We start from the raw sequence: 21,738 nt of genomic DNA on the forward strand, positions 1-21,738 counted from the left end.
CTTTTCCTCTGAGTTCTGATGCCGAGATTCTGACAGAACAGCAAATTCCTGAAGCTTGTGAATGCTGTCCCGTGATAACTGTTCCCTGCTGATGCGGGCTCGAAGGCTGTTATAGCTGTAGTAGTTGTTCAGGTATCCCGAAGAGGTGTCGCTGAGATGCTTTTTCAGAATCTCCGATGTGTTGCTGTTATTGTCTTTTCCGGGAGGATTCTGGGAGATATCGCAGGAATAGCCGACATTCATGCTCAGAATCCAGAGATCGGAGTATACATGATGCAAATCAGTCTCTATTTCGCTGTCGGGTTTTCTGAAAATTTCCCGCCCGCCGAGACCGTTCATATAGTTATTGAGGTTTTGGGAGCATTTGTAGGGATTGGTAAATTCCTGCATGGCACTAATGCGCACGGCTTCCGGAATCTCCTGGGCGGGATCCAGAGGATAGGCCGGAATCATAACGGCTAAAAGAAAACTGTCGAGAAGCATGGCAGTTACTCCTAAATCGGACTCATATCCTTACTGTCTTTCCAGCCTGATGCTCTCTGGATATATCTCAGTGGAGCATCTTCGGGGATTGATGTCTATGCCGCCTCTCCGGGTATAGCAGGCCCGGACATCCAGATGTTCAAGATCGGCATGGTTTTCCAGATCTGTAAAAATGCGTTCTGCGCAGTGCTCGTGAAATTCCCGGTGGTTTCTGTAAGAGATAATATATCTCAGCAGAGCTTCGTGATTAAGCTGTCTTCCGGTATAGGAAACAATAAGAGTGCCCCAGTCAGGCTGCCCAGTTACCAGACAGTTCGAGCGCAGGAGATGGGTTATCAGAGTTTCTGTTACAGTTTTTCCTGAGTCGTCCTGTTTTAGAAGATTCGGGTTAACCTCGTAGCAGTCTATCGGATCAGTATTCTGTGCCCGGGATCTGATTTCGTCCTCCAGAAGAATACCGGAGGGATACTGTACGGCTAGTTCCTGGGTAGGCTCTGCAGACAGGGGGAAAATTCGTACGGAGACTTCCTTCCCGGCCGCTTTTGAAAGATCCCGGCGGATTATTTCCTGAAAATCGGCCATGCAGGATACCACTGTCATGTTGAAACTGTTGAGATATAGCTTCAGTGACTTTGATTCTATAAGAAACGGTGAGTCCTGAGGAATTACGAATTCTCCCGTAAATACCTGGGGAAGCCCCAGAGGATCCAGACAGGAGAGTTCATAGAAATGCCAGAGATCGTATCCGGAAAACGGGACTCTGATATCCAGAGTGTTTCTGTTAAGAGCGCGGGATACGGGGCATAGAAGTGCGGGATTGTACGGAAAGTCCGCGGGGTTTTCCGGATCTAGACACCGATAGCGTTTTTCTCCATTCCGGAGGATCGGATTTCTGGAGATGTCAGGACGGATCTGCTGTCCGAGAGGTATGTTTGCAGGAAGTTTCTGGGGGAGGTTCATAACAAATAACGTCCGTGTTGTGCTTGATAATATGTATTCTAACAGGATTTTTCCTAAAAATGCCGATACCCCGGGAATACGCTTTTAAATTGCGCGGCTGTTCCCAATGGTGAATCTTCAATGTAGAAATCCTGAAGGGATTTGCTGATGTTCCAAGGACTGGGAACGGTCTTCGGAAGTATGGGAACAGCTGTCCCGGAATTGTGATTTTCAGGGTAGAATAGTCGCATCGGAATGTACATGCAATTTTAGGAGCGGTTTATGGATTTGATAAAGGTTATTGGTCTGGGAGTTGCCGGAAACTTTGCCGGACATCTGGAACAGGCTGGGGAACTGGAAAGCTTTAAGGATGTGAAAGTAGCCGATGCCCGGGCGCCGAAGGCTGTTTTTCCTTTTTATCTTCCGGCCCCCTCCGGCAGAATGTCGGATTCCTTTTTAAAGGTCTTTCCGTTGTCTTCATCAGAAATCCGGATACCGGCCGGAGAACTGGACGCGAACCTGCAGCCGGAACCCGAGGTCGGCGTTCTGACCCGCATTGAATACGACGGGGAACGGCAGGTAAGGACACTGATTCCGGAGTATTTTGGAGCCTATAATGACTGTTCAATTCGCCGTCCGGGAGCAGTAAAGATCAGTACTAAAAAGAATTGGGGGATTGCTACAAAGGGCTTTTCCTCGAACATGATCAGGATTGACTCTTTTTCTCCCGCAGGGAATATTGCCGGTTATCGGATAGCCTCTTTTCTGAAAAGAGATGGCAATCTTTATGAGTACGGGGTTGACAGTGCTGTTAACGACTATAGCTACATGTATGGGGAGCTGATGGCCTGGATTAGAGATCGGATGAACAACCAGAAGGATGAAGGACCGCAGGAGAACATTTCCGAGTATTTGAACCTGACTGGATACCCGGAGTATGCCCTGATTAGCATCGGAGCTACCAGATACACTTCCTTCGGTGAAAGAGAATATGTGCGACTGGGGGATGTCTGCTATGTGGTGCTCTATCCTCAAGGCATGTCCCACAGCGAGATTGCAGAGCTGGTGCGCACTGAAACCTGGGACAGATTTGACTGCATAAGCATGCTGAGACAGGTAGTTGTCCAGGGATAATTTTCAGTGGGAAAAGTAAAGCGGGCGGAACCGAAAAGCGTTACAGGATTCGATTCCGCCCGTTCTTGTTTAGGACCGGGAGGCGCTTCAGATGTTTCCGGCCTCGTGTCTCAGGATCTCTGCCCGATCTATCTGTTCCCAGGGGAATTCCTCTCTTCCGAAATGCCCGTAAGCAGCGGTTTTGAAGTAGAGGGGCCTTTTCAGCTTCAGCATTTCGATGATTCCGTAGGGTCTTAGATCAAAGTTATTGTTTACCAGGGCAATCAGCTTTTCTTCCGGAATGGTGCCGGTACCGAAGGTGTTGATGCTCAGAGAGACTGGTTTTGCTACTCCAATAGCATAGGAGATCTGGATCTCGCACCGGGAGGCCAGTCCGGCGGCTACGATATTCTTGGCTACGTAGCGGGCGGCATAGGCGGCACTTCTGTCAACCTTGGAGGGATCCTTTCCGGAAAATGCTCCGCCACCGTGTCTGGCGTATCCGCCGTAGGTGTCCACGATTATTTTGCGTCCGGTAAGACCGCAGTCTCCCATGGGGCCGCCGATTACAAAGCGTCCGGTGGGGTTTATGAGGAATCGGGTTTTTGGGGATATCCATTTGGCCGGAATGGTCTTTTTGATGATTTCCTCGATTACATATTCGTGAAGCTCTTTGTTGGCCACATCTTCGGAGTGCTGGGTTGACAGCACTACGGTATCAACCCCCTGAATAGAACCGTCATCGTTGTATACGAAGGTAACCTGGCTTTTTGCGTCCGGGCGTAGCCACTTTACAGCGCCCTCTTTTCTGAGCTTTGCCTGTCTCATCACCAACCTGTGGGCATAGGTTATGGGGGCGGGCATTAGAACATCGGTTTCGTTGCAGGCGTAGCCGAACATAAGGCCCTGGTCCCCGGCTCCCTGCTCTTTTGGATCTGCCCGGGATACCCCCTGATTGATGTCAGGAGACTGTTTCCCGATGGCGTTCAGTACGGCGCAGGAATTGCCGTCGAATCCCACCTCGGAACTGTTATAGCCGATATCGCAGACAATTTTGCGTACCAGGCTTTCGATATCCACCCAGGTAGAGGTGGTAATTTCCCCGCCTACCAGTACCATTCCGGTTTTTACAAATGTTTCGCACGCGACATGTGCTTCGGTGTCGCTTTTAAAAATTTCGTCAAGCACGGCATCGGAGATCTGGTCCGCAATTTTGTCGGGATGTCCTTCCGATACTGATTCTGAGGTAAATAATCTGGTCATAGCTTCTCCTGAAATTTGCCGGTGAGTCCGGATAATCCGGTACATTGTCGCCGGCATTAGTTTTTCTGCAGTGATTTTATCATGAAAAGCCCTGCTGCGGTTTTTCAGAAAAAGCCGCGCAAAACAGGCATTTCGGGAAGTAATACACAAAAACAGGGGATCTCCTGCAGGTCTTCTTTGAAAAAATAACGGAAATTTTCCGATAATTAACGCCGTGCCGTGCTGTGCGGCTTTACTGTGACGTTTTTGCCGGTTTCGGAGATTTCCGGAATTCAGAATTTCGTTTCGTAGCCGGTGTTGCTTTTTTTGCAATTGTTTCAAGGAGAATTGCCATGCCTTTTATTGATGTCAGGGTTGCCGGAAAGCTTTCCGATTCTCAGAAGGAGAACCTGAAAAGCGCCCTTGGAAAGGCCGTTTCAATTATTCATAAACCGGAAAGCTATCTAATGGTGGCGATTTCTGATGGGGCTGATCTCTGGTTTGCCGGCAAAAAGCAGCCGGACGGTGCTTTTGTGGCCGTCAGTCTTTATGGAAGTGCATCTTCTCAGAATTACTCCAGGATGACCGGGGAGATTACCAGGATTCTCACAGGCGACTACGGGGTTAACGGTGGGGCTCTGTATATTACCTATACTCCTGTTTCTGACTGGGGCTGGAACGGATCCAATTTCTGATGGTCAGGCCGTGAACCTTTTCTCCGCGGAACCGAATCTGGATCAGGGGTTGTTGTTTCGGGGGAGGGTGCCAATGCCTTTTTTGTGATCGCCGGCAGGCCGGCACTGCCGGCTTAAAGTTATTTCATGACCTGAAAAACATTATTGTTGAGGTTTTTCGGATATACTCTCATCCCGGGTTTGTTTTTTTTCCGCCGGAATTTGTTTCTATGTTTCGCCTCAGTGATTTACGCAACTATCGCCAGACAGTCATAATAGTGGTTATTATGACTGTTATCCTTATGGTGGTTTCTCTGGTGTTCCAGAACAAAATCCGTGAGGTCATGTACGGCGATGTAAAGGAAAATTTCGTAAGACAGTCGCTGATTGAAACCGAAGCAATTAATAAGAGTTTTGCCGGCATTGTGGATGCCATGAAATCGGTGGCTCTGACACTGGGGGACAGTAAGAACATCGGAGGCAGCAGTTCTATAAAGGCGTTGCAGAGCGTTACCGATGTTACCGGTTTTTCCACGGTGGGTGTTGTGGATATCCACGGAGTTACTCTGCACGGAGATATGGTGTCCCGTGATGTTTTTCAGAAAATTTCCGGAGCGTTTCAGGGTAATTCAGTGGTAACGATAGCTTCCTCCAATTCCGGAGGGAGCTATGACGTAATTTTTGCGGTGCCTGTATACAGCGGAGATTACATCAAGTACGTCATGTTTATTCGCTCTTCGGATGATGAGCTTATTGAGTATCTGAATCGGGGCAATAATTTCATTAAGACCGAACGAACGGTCATGACGTATCTGCTTTACAATCTTTCAGACGTGGTCTATGTTAATCATTCCACAGACGGCAGACTGCTACCCTACTTTACCTTCAATGTTCTCAGTCAGCGTTATCAGGTGACATCCCCTGCCGAGATGAAGAACATTATCGAACAGAACGTCAATGAGATCTACAATTACAAGGTGGATCGCTATCCCGAGCATTATCTTTCTATTACGCCTACCCAGTTTGACGGCTGGAGCTATGCCATGCTTATTCCTGTGGATGTGGTGAACAATAATCCTCGGATGGTTATGGGAATGTTTCTGGTGGTAGAGGTGGCCACCATTCTGGTGCTTCTCATTCTTCTTCTTAGCTATGAATTTACTGTCAACCAGAATCAGAAAAGAATTTACAAACTGGCATATCAGGACGAGGTTACCGGTCTGTTCAGCAAGGCCAGACTGCGGGAGGTGTTCGGAAAATTCATTGCCGGAAGCTTTGACGGAAAGGATCTGTTTCTTGTGAAGCTGGAAATGGTGAACCGCCAGTATATAACACGTCTCTACGGTTTTGAGGAAACAGAAAGAATTGAGCTTCATTCCGCGGAAATTTTCCGGCGGGTTACCGATCCCGATGTGTTTATTGCCCGGGTTCAGGATTATTTTGTAATTCTGTACCGTAACGCCGATATTCAGTATGTCAGGGATTATATCGGGGAGTTTTTGAAGGATCTGGAAACTATACCAGGGGTGGATTTTAAAGCTTATTTTGTTGCCGGAATCACCAATTGTGTTTTCGATGACGAAATTGTCAGCGAGGCCAGCGAGGATCGTCTGGACTATGATCTAGACAACTGCACCATTGCTATCACGCAGAAGGCCCTAAATATTCGGTGCCATACCATCACTGTTTATGATAAGGCAATGCGTCTTGAAATTATCAGATCCGAACAGATTGAACATGAGCTACAGCCGGCACTGGATCGAGGAGAGTTTCTGGTATACCTGCAACCGAAGTATGATCTCAAGAATAACCGTCTGTATGGTGCCGAGGCTCTGATAAGGTGGAACTACAAGTTTGAGGGGATCCGGCCGCCGTATCAGTTTATCCCCATTTTTGAGAGAAACGGTTCTATTGCACTAATAGATAATTTTGTCTTCAAAAAGGTGCTGGAATGTCAGCGGCGCTGGAAGGAACTGGGCTACCGGCAGATTCCGATTTCTGTGAACTGTTCTCAGGTTCAGTTCATGAATGCAAATCTGCTTACGGAACTCAAGCGGCAGATCCAGGGGGCTGAGGATCTGGTTCCCTATATTGATATTGAAATTACTGAAAGCGCCACTATTGACGATGTCAGACATGTGCAGGAGGTGCTGCGCGAAATCAAGAAGCTGGGCTTCAAGATCTCCATGGATGATTTCGGAACTGGTTATTCGTCACTTTCCAATCTCTCATTGATGCCATTTGACATAATTAAGATTGACAAGTCATTTGTCGATCGCATTGACGTTCGCAAAAAACGTTCCCAGAGCGTTCTGCTTATCAAGGATATAATTTCGATTGCGCATCACTTCAATATCCATACCCTGGTGGAGGGGATCGAAACCTACGAACAAAAGGAGATTCTCCGGGGACTGGGCTGCGAATACTGTCAGGGCTATTATTATGCCAAGCCCATGCCGCTGGAGGATTTTGAAAAGCTTCTGGCTCAGGATGAGTGTTTTATTGACAAGTGTGAAACAGAGGGGCAGAAGGCGTGAAGAACCCCAAAGAATTTGCTGCATATTATCAGATTCAGGCGATTATGCTCTCCCTGATTGTCATGGGACTGGCAATACTGATTCTGTTTTACTGCGATTTTAAGACCAAGGTGGTTATCGAGGATGCTCTGGCCTCGAAGCAAAAAGTGATGGTAATGCTGCTTGTTAATGGCTTCAGAGGAGACAGTTCATGGGCAGACGCTCATATTGACGGACTTCTTGATGCGGTGAATCATCTGGGACTGCAGTCCGAAATCCATGACAATGTCAATTACCAGAAGTGCGTCAATTACATTGACCGTTTTGTAGAGGCTACTCATGGCAAGGGAGGCCTTATCATGGCACCCAGTTATGAGTTCACTGTTTGTGTGAATGAGAAATCATTGCAGTATCCGCAGTATTTCTTCGCCGGGATTTTTGATGATCGGGTAGAGCAGAGACCGAATCTGTTTTCATACAGCGGCAAGATGCATAATATAAGGTACATTACTGGTATTCTTGCCGGATATGCCGTGGATTCACCGGAATTCGGCTTTATTGCTTCTGAGCGCAATCCTGAAACCTATCGTGATGTAAATGCCTTTGCCATGGGACTTCGCTATGTGCGTCCTGATGCCAGAGTGCACGTGGTAATGGCGAATACCTGGCATGATCACGAGCAGATTCAGGATGCTATCAGAAGGCTTTATCACCGCTATCCGCAGATTCAGGCCATTACCCACAGTATTGACACTGATGATGTGGATTTTTTCTGCTATCACGCCGGTATTCTCTGTATTTCCTACGGCAGTAACGGTGGCCACTATTACCGCGAGAATTCCCTGGCTGAGGCGTCATGGCGCTGGGGTGTCTATTACAAGCACTTTATTTCTTCCGTTAACGAGGGAATGTTCCAGTCCGGGAGTCAGTGGGTGGATTTTCAGTCCGGAAATACTGTAATCCGCCATGTAAACTATAAGCTGCTGCCAGATCGGGCCCTGACCGAAATGGACAAGATTGTTAATCTCATGGTGCAGTCCCGTTTTGACGTGTTTTCTGGCCCGATCTACGATAATAACGGAGAGCTTCGGGTGAAGCGCGGAGAAAAGCTGGATCCTCTGTATATCATGTACAGCATTGACTGGTTTGTGGAGGGGGTTGATGAGCTATGAAGTATGACAGACGGATTCTCTTCCTGTGTATAAATGCGGCGATATTCTCGGTGATGCTCTGGTTTATCATTGATGGCTACAGCTCCTCCATGGGCCATGGCGACGGCTATCGGGAAAGCTATTATTCCGACAGCGGTACCGAAAAGGTTTTGCTGATTCAGAAAGGGCTGTCGCAGATTGACAAAAAGAATTATCTGCATCTCAAGGGCTTTGTGGAATCAGCGCGAAATTTTCCGGCTCTTGAACTTGCCGTAGTGGAGAATGCTCAGCCAGACAATATTGTCAGAATTGTCAGTGAATATGTGTCCAAAGGCTTTCATCATATCTTTATTCACGGCTTCATTTATGATGTGGAGCTGGGGAATCTTTTTCGGGCCTATCCTGCGGTAACCTTCTTCATGTATGACGGAGATTCCCGGGAAAACAATGTTATAAACTACATTCCCCGCACCTACGAAATCAAGTATCTGCAAGGGCTTTTAGCAGGACGAATGACCAGAACCGGACACGTGGGTTACATTTCTGAAATTCATCATAACAACAAGGATCGTTCGGTAAACGCCTTTGCTCTAGGAGTTCAAAGAGTTAATCCCTTTGCCAAGGTTCATCTGGTATGGATAAAGGAAGATCATGCTTTGGGATCCAAGGCCGCTGAAATTCTGATAAAGGAAAACGGTGTTGATATTCTTAACGGTTCCCTGGACAACTGCCAGTGGTGCGAGATTGCCGAGAACGAGGGTATTATGTACTTTGGAGAATTCGGGGACAAGTCCAGCGCTATTCGCAATCTCCGGTTGGCGACATTCAATTACAATATGGGTGTGGTGTATTCTTTCTTCTTTTCTGCTATAAACAACGGCGAGAGAAAAATCTGGCATAATTACTGGTTTGATTACCGCCAGAAGGTGGTGGAATTTACGCAGCTTAACAGTAACGCGCCGGCAGAAAGCAAGATTGAAATCCGCAATGAAGTTGCTCATATGAAGGAAGGAGTTAACAGGATTTTTTACGGGCCGGTTTATTCAAACCGCATGCGTCTTATCATTCCGGCTGACAGTTCGATTTCCGACAGGTATCTCGAAGATATGCCCTTGTGGCTGAATCAGAATATTATTGAGACCGGAGTGCTGGAAGGGGAGGCTCCGGATTCGGAGCATGTTATAGAATATGATTACGATACCGCTATCAGACAGGTGCGGGAAATCGGAGAGCTTTACTATCAGTGACATGGATTATTTTAGGATTAGACAGCCATTTAAACCGTGCTTGAATCAGGATTTTAAATCAGGCGCTTAAATCATGCTACAATAGCGGGCATTGTTTCGGGACTTTTTCGGCAGGCCTTAAGGATGCTGCTTTTTTTATTTTTCAGGAGTTAACAGAGATGGCTACAAAGAAAGATATGGCCAATGCGATTCGCGCTCTCAGTATGGATGCAATTCAGAAGGCAAATTCCGGTCACCCAGGTGCTCCCATGGGTATGGCTGACATTGCGGAAGTGCTGTGGCATGATTTCCTCAATCACAATCCGGCCAATCCGAAGTGGTTTAACAGGGATCGCTTTGTGCTTTCCAATGGCCACGGATCCATGCTCCTGTATTCTCTTCTGCACCTTTCCGGGTACGATCTGTCTCTTGAGGATCTTAAGAATTTCAGACAGCTGAAATCACGTACTCCGGGGCATCCCGAATATGGCTATACTGATGGTGTTGAAACCACTACCGGTCCTCTGGGGCAGGGTATTACCAATGCTGTAGGTATGGCTTTGGCAGAAAAGGTTCTGGGGGCTCAGTTCAATCGTCCTGGCTATGAGGTAGTGAATCATTACACTTATGTGTTTATGGGGGATGGCTGCCTAATGGAAGGTGTTTCCCATGAGGCCTGTTCTCTTGCCGGCACACTGAAGCTCGGTAAGCTTATAGCGTTCTGGGATGACAACGGCATTTCTATTGACGGCAAGACTTCCGGTTGGTTTGCCGAGGACACTGCTTTGCGCTTCCAGGCCTACGGCTGGCACGTCCAGAAGGTTGACGGACACAATCCCGAGGCGGTTGCTGAGGCTGTCAGACAGGCGCAGAATGAAAAAGACAGACCTAGTATTATCTGCTGCAAGACTGTAATCGGGTTCGGTTCCCCGAACAAGGAAGGAACTCAGAAGTGTCACGGTTCTCCCCTGGGGGATGAGGAGATCCTGCTGGCAAAGCAGAAGCTGGGCTGGAACTATGGTCCCTTTGAAATCCCCGAGGATATCTATGCTGCCTGGAATGCCAGAGAATCCGGAGCTGCAAAGGAAAAAGCCTGGAATGACCTTTTTGCAGGATACAAAAAAGAATACCCGGAGCTGGCTTTAGAACTTGAAAGGCGCCTGGCTCGCCGGCTGCCAGCCGACTGGGCTGAAAAGTCTGCCGCCTATATAAGAGATTTGCAGGCGAACCCGGCAAAAGTGGCCACCAGAAAGGCCAGTCAGAATACCCTGAACGCCTTCGGGCCGTTGCTTCCAGAATTCTTGGGAGGCTCTGCAGATCTGGCCCCCAGTAATCTCACCATGTTTGATGGTTCTGTGTCCATCACTCCTGACAATGCCTCCGGGAACTACGTGCATTACGGGGTGCGTGAGTTTGGTATGAGCGCCATTATGAACGGTGTTTGGCTTCACGGCGGTTTTATTCCGTATGGCGCTACCTTCCTGATTTTTATGGAATATGCCAAGAATGCTGTCCGGATGAGTGCTCTTATGAAGCTGCCGGTAATTTATGTATTTACCCATGATTCCATTGGCCTTGGCGAGGATGGTCCTACCCATCAGCCGGTAGAGCAGATTTCCTCTCTGAGACTGACTCCGAACATCAATACCTGGCGGCCGTGTGATCAGGTCGAGTCCGCTGTCTGCTGGAAACTGGCCGTGGAATCTCAGGATCGTCCCAGTGCTCTTATTTTCTCAAGACAGGGACTGCCGCAGATGGAGCGTACTCCTGAGCAACTGGAAAATATAGCCAGAGGCGGCTATGTGCTTCGTGCCGGCTCTGCTGAACCGGATCTGATTATTATCGCCACAGGCTCTGAAGTGGAACTGGCCATGAAGGCCGCCGATGTAATTGAACAGGATGGCAGATCAGTTCGGGTAGTTTCCATGCCTTGCACCGAAATTTTTGATGCCCAGAGTGCAGAGTACCGCGAAAGCGTTCTTCCGGCGTCCTGTCGCAGAAGACTGGCAATTGAGGCCGGAGTTTCTTCATTCTGGTATCGTTATGTGGGGCTTGATGGCAGAGTTCTTGGAATGGATACCTATGGGGAATCTGCTCCGGCAGACAAGCTTTTCAAGTATTTCGGATTTACCGTGGAGAATGCTGTTTCTCTGGCTGACAGCATGTTTTAATAAGGCTGTTTTTCCGTATTTTTGCTGCCGATATACAGACTGGCAGCATTGTGAAGATTGTGCCGGTGTTCATCCGGAAATGTGAATTCTGTGCAGAAAGGGGATTGGGATAATCCCCTTTTTTTTTTTGGAAAATTCTGAAAATTTCTGTAATTCCCTTTTGTTGTCAAAACTCTTTTCGGGGTAATGGATAATTTCTTTGTGAGTAAAGACATGGCGGGCAAAATAGGGTAGAATAAACTCAGTCTGAATAAACCTGTGCCTGCGGAGTGTTCGCTTCTCGGGTGCGGTTTGGTTTTTATTTTATTCCGTTGAGGATCATACAATGTCTATTATCAAGATGGCTGATTTGGATCTGGCTGGAAAGCGGGTTCTTATTCGTGCAGATTTGAATGTACCTTTAAAGGATGGCAAGGTTGCTTCTGACAAGCGTATTACCGCTACGCTGCCGACCATCAAGCTCGCTCTCGAGAAGGGCGCTAAAGTCATGGTTACCTCCCATCTGGGCCGTCCTACCGAAGGCGAGTACAATGAGGAATTCTCCCTGAAGCCGGTAGTTGAGTACATGAAGGGACTCCTTGATGTTCCTGTGCGTCTGGTAAAGGACTATCTTGATACTCCTGTTGAAGTAAATCAGAACGAAGTTGTTGTTCTTGAAAACTGTCGTTTTAACAAGGGCGAAAAGAAGAATGACGAAGCTCTTGCCAAGAAGTATGCCGCTCTTTGTGATGTGTTTGTAATGGATGCCTTTGGTACCGCTCACCGTGCTCAGGGCACCACCTATGGAGCAGCTCAGTTTGCTCCTGTTGCTTGTGCCGGCCCGCTTCTGGCTGCTGAGCTTGAGGCTCTTGGCAAGGCTATGGACAATCCTGCTCATCCGATGGTTGCTATTGTTGGCGGTTCCAAGGTTTCCACCAAGCTGACTGTGCTGCACTCTCTTTCCAAGATTGCTGACCTCCTCATTGTTGGCGGCGGCATTGCTAATACCTTCATTGCTGCTCAGGGCAACAAGGTAGGCAAGTCTCTCTATGAGAACGATCTTGTTGACGAGGCTACACAGATCGCCAAGGAGACCAAGATTCCCGAGGTAGTTGATGTGGTTGTTGGTAAGGAATTCAGTGAAAGTGCCGCTGCCGAAACCAAGGATGTTAAGGATGTTCTCGATGATGATATGATTTTTGACCTGGGCCCGAAGACCATGGCTGAAATCTGCAACACAATCAAGAATGCTAAGACAATTCTCTGGAATGGCCCGGTAGGCGTATTTGAATTCGATCAGTTCGGCGAAGGCACCAAGGCTATGGCTGAAGCTATAGCCGAAAGTGAAGGCTTCTCCGTTGCCGGTGGCGGCGATACCATCAACGCTATTCAGAAGTATGGTGTTACTGACAAGATTTCCTACATTTCTACTGGCGGCGGCGCCTTCCTCGAGTTTGTTGAGGGCAAGAAGCTTCCTGCTGTGGAGATTCTTGAAAAGCGTGCAGCCGAAAAGGCCTGATTTTGTAGTGCAGTTCCACGGGAGGATTTATCCTCCCGCTTCGTTTTTGTTTAATATTTCATTTTTTGGGAAATTGTCGAAATGACTAAGATTTTAGATGTTGTTAAGCCTGGTGTAGTTGCCGGAAAAGATTTGAACAAGGTTTTCGAGGTTGCCAGAGAGAACGGTTTTGCTATTCCTGCTGTTAACTGTGTTGGTACTGATTCCATCAATGCTGTTATCGAAGCAGCTCGTACTGCCAAGGCTCCGGTGATCGTTCAGATCTCTAACGGCGGTGCTCAGTTTATTGCCGGTAAGGGTCTTAAGCTGGAAGGCCAGCAGGCTCAGGTTCTCGGCTCTATTTCTGCTGCTCTTCATGCCCGTAATGTTGCCGAGTATTACGGTGTACCGGTAATCATGCATACTGACCATTGTGCCAAGAAGCTTCTTCCCTGGATTGACGGCCTCCTGGATGCAGGTGAGAAGTACTATGCCGAGCACGGTGTACCGCTGTTCTCCTCTCACATGATCGACCTTTCCGAGGAGTCTCTCAAGGATAATGTTGATTTGTGCTGCAAGTATCTGGAGCGTATGGCCAAGATTGATATGACTCTCGAACTTGAGCTTGGCTGCACCGGCGGTGAAGAAGATGGCGTTGACAACTCCGGAAAGGACGAGTCTGCTCTCTACACCCAGCCTCAGGACGTTTACTACGCTTACGAGCGTCTGAGCAAGATCAGCCCTAATTTCACCATTGCCGCTTCCTTCGGCAATGTTCACGGTGTATACCAGGCCGGAAATGTTAAGCTGAAGCCCACCATTCTCCGTGATTCCCAGGCCTATGTTGCTGAGAAACTGGGCCTTCCTGCGGGCTCCAAGCCTTTAAGCTTTGTATTCCACGGCGGTTCTGGCTCTGCGGCTCAGGATATCCGTGATGCTGTAAGCTATGGTGTAGTTAAGATGAACATCGATACCGATACGCAGTGGGCTACCTGGAACGGCGTTCTTCAGTACTACAAGGATAAGGAAGCTTACCTCCAGGGACAGCTCGGCAATCCTGAAGGTGAACATGCTCCTAACAAGAAGTACTATGATCCTCGCGTATGGCTCAGAAAGGGACAGGAAAGCATGATTGCCCGTCTCCAGGAAGCCTTCGAAGAGCTGGGGTCTAAGAACTCTCTCTAATTTTGAAGCCGGTCCGGAGTTTTATTCAGGGGCCTTGCTGAGAAAGTAATAACGGACAAGGAAGCAGCGATGCTTCCTTTTTTCGTGCTCTTGATATTGATACATAAATTTTTTTTGGCAAAAATTTATGTAAACCCATGTCTCGAACAATCAGCTAATCCTTGCTACACCTGTTTTGTAAAAAGATAAGTTTTTTCCCGAATGGATTGTCTGCGAGTTTGCGGCTAGTTTCTGAGGAAAAAATAGCCTCCATTTTCTGTCGAACCTGATCATCAGCCAGCTGAAGGTTGGTGTAATTATTTGATTTCTGCTCCGAAATCCTGGCAAGAGATTCTTGCTTAACGTCCTTGCCGGTGTATCTATCTGGTTTTCCTGGATGGTGAATGAACTGTTACATTGATCATTGGTAATTCCTTATGGTTTTGATCGTTTGCTCCGTGGTATTTTTCGTTGTTTTGCCCTTTAAAGAGATTCCAGTATTGGGCCTGAGCAATGTGTACCGTGCGTGTTTAGCAGTGTTAGTTGTTAGAGTGCTGCTGAGCGATTTCATCTCGGAGCGGGGATTGAAAGGAATGTTTGCGGAGACTGAGTAGCAGTAGCGGTGTTTTGATTTTTATTTTTTGTGACTCACATATCAGAAACCTTTCGTTGTAAGCCGTGGCAAATATTGTATGATGTTAGGTGTTGACATATACTCATTCAATTTGATGAAGAGGTAGGTTCCCTTGGGTCTTTTTGGTTTTTGCGACCACAGCAAAATCAGTTATCGCAAGTTTATGCGTTTTCTGGTGGTCAGGTTTTTTCTCGGATTCTTGATTGGTCTTCTGGTATTGTGGGCAGGTCGCTTTTTTCTCATAAGAGATTTTATGGGAACCGGATTTAATGTTCTGTCTGCTTCTGAAAAGTTTGCCTTTTTCCGGGTGGGGCTTCTTTTTGATCTGAAGGCCATTGCCTTTGTTTATCTTCCGGCAGCGGTGCTGGCTCTCTTCTGCTTCAGAAGGACTGCTGCTGATCTTTATCAGAAATTTTTTTGGGTGTTTGACCTTCTGGGGCAGGGCTGTCTGGCCGCGCTGACGATGGTGAACTATTTCTATTTCAAAACCTATGACCGTCCCATTGATGCCTTTATCTTTTCTTTTGGCAATGAATCTCCCATAGCCGTGATAAATACTCTTGTTGAGGATTATCCGGTGTATTTGGGGATTAGCGGTTTTGTGGCCTTTCTGTTGATAAGCGCTCTTATTATCCGTTGGCTTCATCCCTGGATGTACATGAAATTAAGGAATACCATCGGACATGTCAGAATGGGGGTGCCGCTTCTTGCGACAGGAACTTTATTGTGCGCCTTCATTTTCATTTTCTTTCTCCGGGGATCCCTGGGAACCCTGCCGCTGCGCATGGAACATACGGCTGTATCCCGGAGTGCTCTTGTCAATATGGGAGTGAGCAACGGTCCGATAAATCTGTACTGGGCCTGGAAATGGTATATGAAGCAGGATGACATTCCCAGAGTGCATTATGAGGATTTGGCACAGGATTTCAGACAAGTAGGAATAGCGGAGATTAATACACTTGATCCTTTTGCAAACTTTAAGGTAACTCTTCCTCGTGATGAATATATTGCTGGTAATCCTCCGGATGTGGTACTGGCTATTATGGAGAGCTGGGGCCGACATATAATGATCACCAGCACCGGGAATTGGAATCCCTTAGGTGAGTTGGCCACTCATGTTAAGGGGGAGTCCGGAGATTATTTCTGGCTGAATTTCCTGTCAGGTGGAAACGGTACTATGGACAGCATATCACGATTGCTTTTCGGGGTGCCTTCCCAGTCTCTGTCAACTTCATCTTATTCGGGGGATAAGTTCATTACCAGCTTTATTGAGCATTACAAGCAGGCTGGCTACGAAATAGTGTTTGTTACCGGAGGCTCCCAGAGCTGGCGCAATATCGGTAATTTCCTTGGAAAACAGGGAGTGGATCGGGTTATTGACGAGGCGAGTCTTCTGGAGGATTACCCGAATGCCACATCTGGTACTTGGGGTGTGGATGACAGCTATACTTTTGACAAGGCTTTTAATGTTCTCAGCAAGGATCGGAGCACGGATGCCGCTGGAAAGCCGCGGCCCGTGTTTATGGTGATTCTGACCGTTACCAATCACCCGCCATACCGCATTCCGGATAATTCCGGCATCCTGCCACCGACTCTGACACCGGATGTGAGAGGCCGTTTCCCCTATACGAATACCGAGGTAATTTTCGGAACCTATAAATATTCCCTTAACGAGCTGGGTAAGTTCATTACCAGAATCAAAGATGATGAAGAACTCGGGGCCCGTACCATTATTGCTGCCACCGGAGACCACAATCTCAGGGGAATTGGCTATAGCCGGCATCCTGTGGAATCAGTGCTGGGCTACATGGTTCCCTTCTATCTCCATATCCCTGATGACTATAAGCTTTCTCGGGATATCTATGTTCCGGAGAGATGGGGTTCTCACAAGGATATTATGCCAACTTTAATGGCGCATTCACTGGCTGGAAGGAATGTCTACACGCTGGGATGCGATATGCTTCAGAACAGCAAGAACTGCAAATTCAGCTTTGCCTTTAACCGGGACATGGCGGTGCCTGCTTCCGGCAAGTATGCCTGTGTTCTCAGCGGCAATACCGGATACAGTTTTGCATCCATCGGTCTTATGGATCACTATATAGCGGTGTCTAACGATGTGAACACCCATCGCTGTGACAGGCTGCATGCCTATCGGAAGCTTCAGGAGGATTTGTTTTTCTTTCAGGTGCAGAACCAGGAGGAAACCGAGAAATGGCTGAATGATCTTAATCGGGTCTATAAGCCTGGAAAAAACTTGCAGTATTCCCAGGGAACCGCTATGAATCCGTCGCGGCCTATGAGCGAGGAGACCGCAACGGATTCCGGAATTCCCGAAGATAGTGCGCCAGCTTCCGGATCTACCGAAAAAGATGTTCCTGAGGAAGATGGTCAGGGGGCTGACCTCCTTTTTTGAGTCAGGTGTGTTTGAAGAGATCTCTGTCCGGTTTATTGATATGGAATACCGGATGGAGAGTTTTGAAATGCTATGTTTTTCGAATTAAAGTGGTGAATTGTTTATACGCCCTGTTTTATGGATGAAATGCCAAGCTTCGAATGTTATCTGGCTTTAAAATGTTTGTCTTGCTGACATTGTAAAAAAATAAAACTGAACTTTGCAGGTAAAGTTGAATTTGGAGGATTGAATCTGATATTTTAATTAATGATTTTACGATGTTTTATTTTGTGATGGGAATGTTTATAGGAATAATATTATTTTTAAAAACTATTTATTACGTTGATTCGGCAATTATTATTCGGAATTTTATTTTCCTAATCTCCAGTGAAGCCGACAATATAAAGCCGGATTGTTTGCTCCGGCTCTTATCTGATTTTTCCGCTGGCTAAAAACTGCTATCCGTTATTCAGGATGGCAGACAACACATTTCTGTCTTTCACCTAGCGGCTTAACTTCTCTTTCCGCCTCTCCGATATAGATCTGACGGGGCCTTCCGATACGTGAAGCGGGATCCTCGTTCATTTCGATCCAGTGGCTTATCCAGCCGACGGTACGGGCCAGTGCGAAAATTACGGTAAACATGTTGGTGGGAATGCCGATAGCATTCAGCACTATTCCAGAGTAGAAATCCACGTTCGGGTACAGCTTGTGTTCGATGAAGTAATCGTCGTGCAGTGCGATTTCTTCCAGCTTCATGGCAACGTCCAGGAGGGGGTGATTGCTGATATGAAGCTCGTTCAGAACCTCGTGACAGGTCTGCCGCATTACCTTGGCACGGGGATCATAGTTCTTGTAAACCCTATGGCCGAAGCCCATGAGGCGGAACGGATCGTTCTTGTCCTTGGCTTTGGCGATGTACTGCGGAATACGCTCGACGGTGCCGATGCGCTCCAGCATCCGGAGACAGGCCTCGTTAGCACCGCCGTGAGCGGGACCCCACAGTGAGGCAAGACCGGCAGCGATACAGGCGTAAGGGTTTGCTCCGGAGGACCCCGCAATGCGTACCGAGGAAGTGGAGGCGTTCTGCTCGTGGTCGGCGTGAAGAATGAAGATCCTGTCCAGGGCTCTTTCTATTACCGGATTGACTTCGTAGTCCTCGCACGGTGTGGCAAACATCATGTTCAGGAAGTTTCCGGCGTAGCTCAGGGAGTTCTTCGGGAACATGAACGGCTGTCCGATGGAATACTTGTACGACATGGCGGCCAGGGTTGGCATCTTGGCGATAAGGCGCATGGCGGTGAGCTCTCGCTGTTCCGGATCATAGATGTCCAGAGAGTCGTGATAGAACGCGGAAAGTGCGCCGGCAATGCCGCACATGATGGCCATCGGGTGGGAATCGCGACGGAAGGCTTTGAATAGCGAGTTGATCTGTTCGTGTACCAGAGTGTGGTGGGTGATGCGGTGCCTGAACTCGCGGTATTGCTCGTTGTCTGGAAGGTCGCCGTTCAGCAGCAGATAGCACACCTGAAGGTAGTCGCACTGGGTGGCTAGCTGGTCAATGGGATAGCCCCGGTAAAGGAGTACTCCCCGGGCTCCGTCAATAAAGGTAATGTGGGATTTGCATGATGCTGTAGAGACAAAGCCGGGATCGTAGGTAAAGTACCCGTGGGATCCAAGAGCTCTTATATCAATAACTTCAGGACCGAGAGTTCCTTTCAGCATGGGCAGCTCTATGGGATCCATACCCGGTATGGAAAGAATAGCTGTCTTCTGAGCAGTATCAGACATTTATAAAACTCCTTTGTAAAAAACAATTGAGAACCGTCATGTTTTTTCCGAGGCCGCAGTTGGACAAGGGGACTAACCTGACGATACCCTGCCAGTTACTTTGCTGCCAAATATCCGTCTTTTATCCGATTCGGAAATCGTGTTGCAGAGCGGGAGAACGCAGCACCTCCGTGTGGCAGGCCTACGGAGGTTTGGGGGCAGTGCCAGGCTCTGACAATCCTGAGTCTGTCAGGAACCGATCCCGCTCCCGGTATTGTACACTTACTGGCCGGTCTAAGCTAAGAGTCCTGTCCCAGTCGGGGAATATAAACACTACAACGTCTGAAAAGAGCATTCTCAGACTGTGTTCTCAGGCAGCGGATTCCGGTGTAATCAGGGAGCTCCTAGGCATTTTTTCTTTGATAATCTCCCCGTCCCGGTGCAGTATTTTACACTTTGTCTCCTGAAAATAGAATTAAAATTAAGCGTTCATAGTCATGGAACGCAGGAGACATATAAGAATTCCCTGAAGTTCAGGGAAGTCTGACTTCATTTCCAATCCTGGATCTCCGGCAGAACCGAAGAGCCGGTTTCTGGCGATTTGTTATAATATCCGATATGTCGTCTGTGGGAGCGGACGACAGTACAGGATCAGGAAAGGGGACAGCATGGGGCAGCTTCATGAAATACCATTCAGCATACCGGCTGAGCTGGAATTTGTTCCGGGTGGAAATAATATTCCGGAACCTTCAGAGCTTGAGCAGGAGATTCCGGAGCTTTTCAGGCTTAGAGGGCGTTTTCCCGATCTTGCGGGGCGGTGTTCCCGGGAGATTGCGGCCGAAGGAAAACACTTCGATGCGCTTCTGGAGCTGGTGCTTCTCCAGCGGGAAGAAATCCTGAGGCTGGAAAGACTTCTGATCCAGGAAAGGATTTCAGGAAGGATTTTTCCCCGTACCTGCACCTTCGGAGGCAGCGGTTTCGGCATTTCCAATGAGGAACTGGAAAAGGTATCCGGGGAAGTGTTTTCCGGAAAGCTGGGAGACTGCTACCGGGTCAGGCTGTATTTCCCGGAACAGGGGAATGCTGTTTATGCTTATGCGGTGCTGGATGATGCGGATGCTGGGGGTGCTGGAATAGTCCGGCATTTTTCTTTCATAAGACTGCGTCCTGAGGATGAGGATGCCATTGTGGAAATGGTATTTGCCCGGGAACGGGATTTTCTCAGAAAGCGTAGCGATGCCCGGGTACGGGAGCAGGAGCAGTGTCAGTAGTTTTATAAGGTGCAGAAATGCTCCTGGCGGAATAATTCCCGGAAAATGTATTATTTTCAGTGGTGCTACTGCTCATTTTTTAACTCTGATTCTGTAGAGAAAACCCTGCTTGCAGGGAATTCAGTTATAATTTTTTGTCATTTGCTTTTCGGTAATTCTGATTACGGGAAATAATCAGGCATCGTGCCGGGAATTCGGACAGGATGTCAGCATCTGGGGCCTTTCAGATCCCGGTTTCGCTGTATCAGGATGTGTTACAGGCAGGTCTGGTGTGAAAAGAAAAATCTACAGTCCTATTTTTCTTTCGATGGGGCTCAGCTACGCGTTTTCATCGGGACGGCATCGCTTTGCGTCCGTAATCGCTTTTTTTTCCATGCTGGGAATCATGCTGGGGGTTGCGGCTCTCATTATTGTGGTTTCGGTAATGAACGGACTTGAGGGGGATCTCAAGGAGCGAGTGCTTTCCGAGGTGCCGCATCTGGTGATTACCGGATCTTCCGGGACCATTCCCGAAAATACCGATATGAGCGGAGTGTTACGCATTCCCGGGGTAACTGCAGCCATGCCGGAGATTTCCGAAGAGGTGCTGATTCAGGGAGAAAACACCCTTACCGGAGCTCACCTCTATGGTATTTCTCCTGATAAGTACCCGGTTCATGACATTCTGCGTATTGATGCCGGATCCGAAGCTTTTTCCAGTTTGGAACCCCGGAGCTTCGAGGTGATTTTGGGCTCGCTGCTGGCCAATGCGCTCTCTGTAATGCCCGGAGATCGGGTGCGGATTATTTCCACCTCTGGTGTGCGTTATACACCGTTTGGTCGTGAGCCGGTACAGCGTCTTTTTACCGTTTCCGGGGTTTACAATCTGGGTGTCTCCTCTTCCGGCAGTGCTCCCATGATTCTGGCGAATATGGAGGATGTCAGAAAACTTGTCAGATATCCCCGGGATTCTGTTTCCGGGTTTCGGCTGTGGCTGAGCGATCCCTACGAGGTGGGGCAGGTACGTCAGGCAGTCGAGAAACTGGGATTTAAAATAGCTGCGGACTGGCGTGAAACCGAAGGGGAATTTTTTCAGAGTGTTGCCATGGAGAAGTTCATGATGACGCTGATGCTGGCACTTATTGTTGTGGTGGCAGGCTTCAATATGCTTTCTGCTCTTATTATGGTGGTGGCCGGAAAGCTTCAGGAAATAGCTATCCTGAGAACAATGGGAATGCCCTCCCGAACCATTATGGGAATTTTTGTGGTTGAGGGGGCGGTTTCCGGTATTGTCGGCACCTGTCTTGGAACCGGACTGGGCATGTTTCTGGCAACCCATATAGGAGCCACCCTGCGGCTTACTGGACTTTATAAGTATTTCTGGGCCATGGCCGGCATCCCGGTACGGGTGGACGCTTTTTCCGTGCTGGTAATAGCCATAAGCGCTGTTACGATGAGTTTTCTGGTAACTCTTTATCCGGCATTCCGGGCTTCCCGCACCCGTCCGGTGGAGTTTCTAAGGTATGAATAATCAGC

15 protein-coding genes are annotated in these 21,738 nt (G+C 48.1%); 11 read left to right on the top strand and 4 right to left on the bottom strand.

From position 1 onward, the window contains the following. Together F557_RS22580 and queF are read right to left on the bottom strand one after the other, a co-directional pair. Nucleotides 1-483: hypothetical protein (locus F557_RS22580; protein ID WP_026297744.1), on the bottom strand; the 483-nt coding region annotated here is incomplete at its 3' end. A gap of 30 nt (nucleotides 484-513) precedes the next feature. Continuing rightward, nucleotides 514-1,443 carry an NADPH-dependent 7-cyano-7-deazaguanine reductase QueF gene (queF, locus tag F557_RS0104185; RefSeq protein ID WP_019000996.1) on the bottom strand — a complete coding sequence of 310 codons (930 nt, stop codon included), beginning with the start codon at nucleotides 1,441-1,443 and terminating at the stop codon, nucleotides 514-516. A 261-nt stretch (nucleotides 1,444-1,704) separates the two neighbouring features. Here queF and F557_RS0104190 point away from each other — a divergent pair, with 261 nt between their 5' ends. Beyond that, complete coding sequence (locus F557_RS0104190; RefSeq protein ID WP_019000997.1) at nucleotides 1,705-2,556, top strand: DUF5718 family protein; 852 nt, start codon at nucleotides 1,705-1,707, stop codon at nucleotides 2,554-2,556. An 87-nt stretch (nucleotides 2,557-2,643) separates the two neighbouring features. Here F557_RS0104190 and metK read toward each other — a convergent pair whose 3' ends face one another. Continuing rightward, a complete protein-coding gene (gene metK / locus F557_RS0104195) occupies nucleotides 2,644-3,798 on the bottom strand; it encodes a methionine adenosyltransferase (RefSeq protein WP_026297746.1) in 1,155 nt (384 codons plus the stop codon). 332 nt (nucleotides 3,799-4,130) lie between these two features. Between metK and F557_RS0104200 the strand changes: the two genes are divergently transcribed. From F557_RS0104200 to F557_RS0104240, 8 genes are all read left to right on the top strand, one after another. Continuing rightward, the gene (locus tag F557_RS0104200; RefSeq protein WP_026297747.1) at nucleotides 4,131-4,472 is read left to right on the top strand and encodes a phenylpyruvate tautomerase MIF-related protein; all 342 of its coding nucleotides are present in this window, start codon (nucleotides 4,131-4,133) and stop codon (nucleotides 4,470-4,472) included. A 209-nt stretch (nucleotides 4,473-4,681) separates the two neighbouring features. Beyond that, nucleotides 4,682-6,988, top strand: coding sequence for a bifunctional diguanylate cyclase/phosphodiesterase (locus F557_RS0104205; protein WP_019001000.1), 2,307 nt, complete (start codon nucleotides 4,682-4,684; stop codon nucleotides 6,986-6,988). Then, nucleotides 6,985-8,139: a BMP family lipoprotein gene (locus F557_RS0104210; RefSeq protein ID WP_019001001.1), complete on the top strand. Its 1,155-nt coding sequence runs from the start codon at nucleotides 6,985-6,987 to the stop codon at nucleotides 8,137-8,139. The genes F557_RS0104205 and F557_RS0104210 overlap by 4 nt, the downstream gene beginning before the upstream one ends. After that, nucleotides 8,136-9,365 carry a BMP family ABC transporter substrate-binding protein gene (locus tag F557_RS0104215; protein WP_019001002.1) on the top strand — a complete coding sequence of 410 codons (1,230 nt, stop codon included), beginning with the start codon at nucleotides 8,136-8,138 and terminating at the stop codon, nucleotides 9,363-9,365. The genes F557_RS0104210 and F557_RS0104215 overlap by 4 nt, the downstream gene beginning before the upstream one ends. 158 nt (nucleotides 9,366-9,523) lie before the next feature. Beyond that, nucleotides 9,524-11,515, top strand: a complete 1,992-nt coding sequence (gene tkt / locus F557_RS0104220; protein ID WP_019001003.1) for a transketolase — start codon at nucleotides 9,524-9,526, stop codon at nucleotides 11,513-11,515. A 325-nt stretch (nucleotides 11,516-11,840) separates the two neighbouring features. Then, nucleotides 11,841-13,013 (top strand): phosphoglycerate kinase, encoded by a 1,173-nt coding sequence (locus tag F557_RS0104230; RefSeq protein WP_019001005.1) that lies wholly within the window; start codon nucleotides 11,841-11,843, stop codon nucleotides 13,011-13,013. 81 nt (nucleotides 13,014-13,094) lie between these two features. Further along, nucleotides 13,095-14,177 carry a class II fructose-bisphosphate aldolase gene (fbaA, locus tag F557_RS0104235; RefSeq protein ID WP_026297748.1) on the top strand — a complete coding sequence of 361 codons (1,083 nt, stop codon included), beginning with the start codon at nucleotides 13,095-13,097 and terminating at the stop codon, nucleotides 14,175-14,177. Nucleotides 14,178-14,902: 725 nt separating this feature from the next. Continuing rightward, entirely contained in the window at nucleotides 14,903-17,203 is a 2,301-nt protein-coding gene (locus F557_RS0104240; RefSeq protein WP_157617743.1) for an LTA synthase family protein, read from the top strand. A gap of 444 nt (nucleotides 17,204-17,647) precedes the next feature. On the opposite strand, the gene gltA is transcribed toward F557_RS0104240, so the two are convergent. Beyond that, nucleotides 17,648-18,973, bottom strand: coding sequence for a citrate synthase (gltA, locus tag F557_RS0104250; protein WP_019001009.1), 1,326 nt, complete (start codon nucleotides 18,971-18,973; stop codon nucleotides 17,648-17,650). A 647-nt stretch (nucleotides 18,974-19,620) separates the two neighbouring features. On the opposite strand from gltA, the gene F557_RS0104255 reads away from it, so the two are divergent. After that, nucleotides 19,621-20,223 carry a hypothetical protein gene (locus tag F557_RS0104255; protein WP_019001010.1) on the top strand — a complete coding sequence of 201 codons (603 nt, stop codon included), beginning with the start codon at nucleotides 19,621-19,623 and terminating at the stop codon, nucleotides 20,221-20,223. 271 nt (nucleotides 20,224-20,494) lie between these two features. Next, on the top strand, nucleotides 20,495-21,733 hold the full coding sequence (locus F557_RS0104265) for a lipoprotein-releasing ABC transporter permease subunit (protein WP_019001012.1): 1,239 nt from the start codon (nucleotides 20,495-20,497) through the stop codon (nucleotides 21,731-21,733). Nucleotides 21,734-21,738: the final 5 nt, after the last annotated feature.

The organism is Succinimonas amylolytica DSM 2873, from assembly GCF_000378405.1.
Lineage (GTDB): Bacteria > Pseudomonadota > Gammaproteobacteria > Enterobacterales > Succinivibrionaceae > Succinimonas > Succinimonas amylolytica.

Bases quoted from the DNA above. Each gene is read 5' to 3' on its own strand.
- queF (WP_019000996.1), bottom strand. From the start codon at position 1,443: ATGAACCTCCCCCAGAAACTTCCTGCAAACATACCTCTCGGACAGCAG.
- F557_RS0104190 (WP_019000997.1), top strand. From the start codon at position 1,705: ATGGATTTGATAAAGGTTATTGGTCTGGGAGTTGCCGGAAACTTTGCC.
- metK (WP_026297746.1), bottom strand. From the start codon at position 3,798: ATGACCAGATTATTTACCTCAGAATCAGTATCGGAAGGACATCCCGAC.
- F557_RS0104200 (WP_026297747.1), top strand. From the start codon at position 4,131: ATGCCTTTTATTGATGTCAGGGTTGCCGGAAAGCTTTCCGATTCTCAG.
- F557_RS0104205 (WP_019001000.1), top strand. From the start codon at position 4,682: ATGTTTCGCCTCAGTGATTTACGCAACTATCGCCAGACAGTCATAATA.
- F557_RS0104215 (WP_019001002.1), top strand. From the start codon at position 8,136: ATGAAGTATGACAGACGGATTCTCTTCCTGTGTATAAATGCGGCGATA.
- tkt (WP_019001003.1), top strand. From the start codon at position 9,524: ATGGCTACAAAGAAAGATATGGCCAATGCGATTCGCGCTCTCAGTATG.
- F557_RS0104230 (WP_019001005.1), top strand. From the start codon at position 11,841: ATGTCTATTATCAAGATGGCTGATTTGGATCTGGCTGGAAAGCGGGTT.
- fbaA (WP_026297748.1), top strand. From the start codon at position 13,095: ATGACTAAGATTTTAGATGTTGTTAAGCCTGGTGTAGTTGCCGGAAAA.
- gltA (WP_019001009.1), bottom strand. From the start codon at position 18,973: ATGTCTGATACTGCTCAGAAGACAGCTATTCTTTCCATACCGGGTATG.
- F557_RS0104255 (WP_019001010.1), top strand. From the start codon at position 19,621: ATGGGGCAGCTTCATGAAATACCATTCAGCATACCGGCTGAGCTGGAA.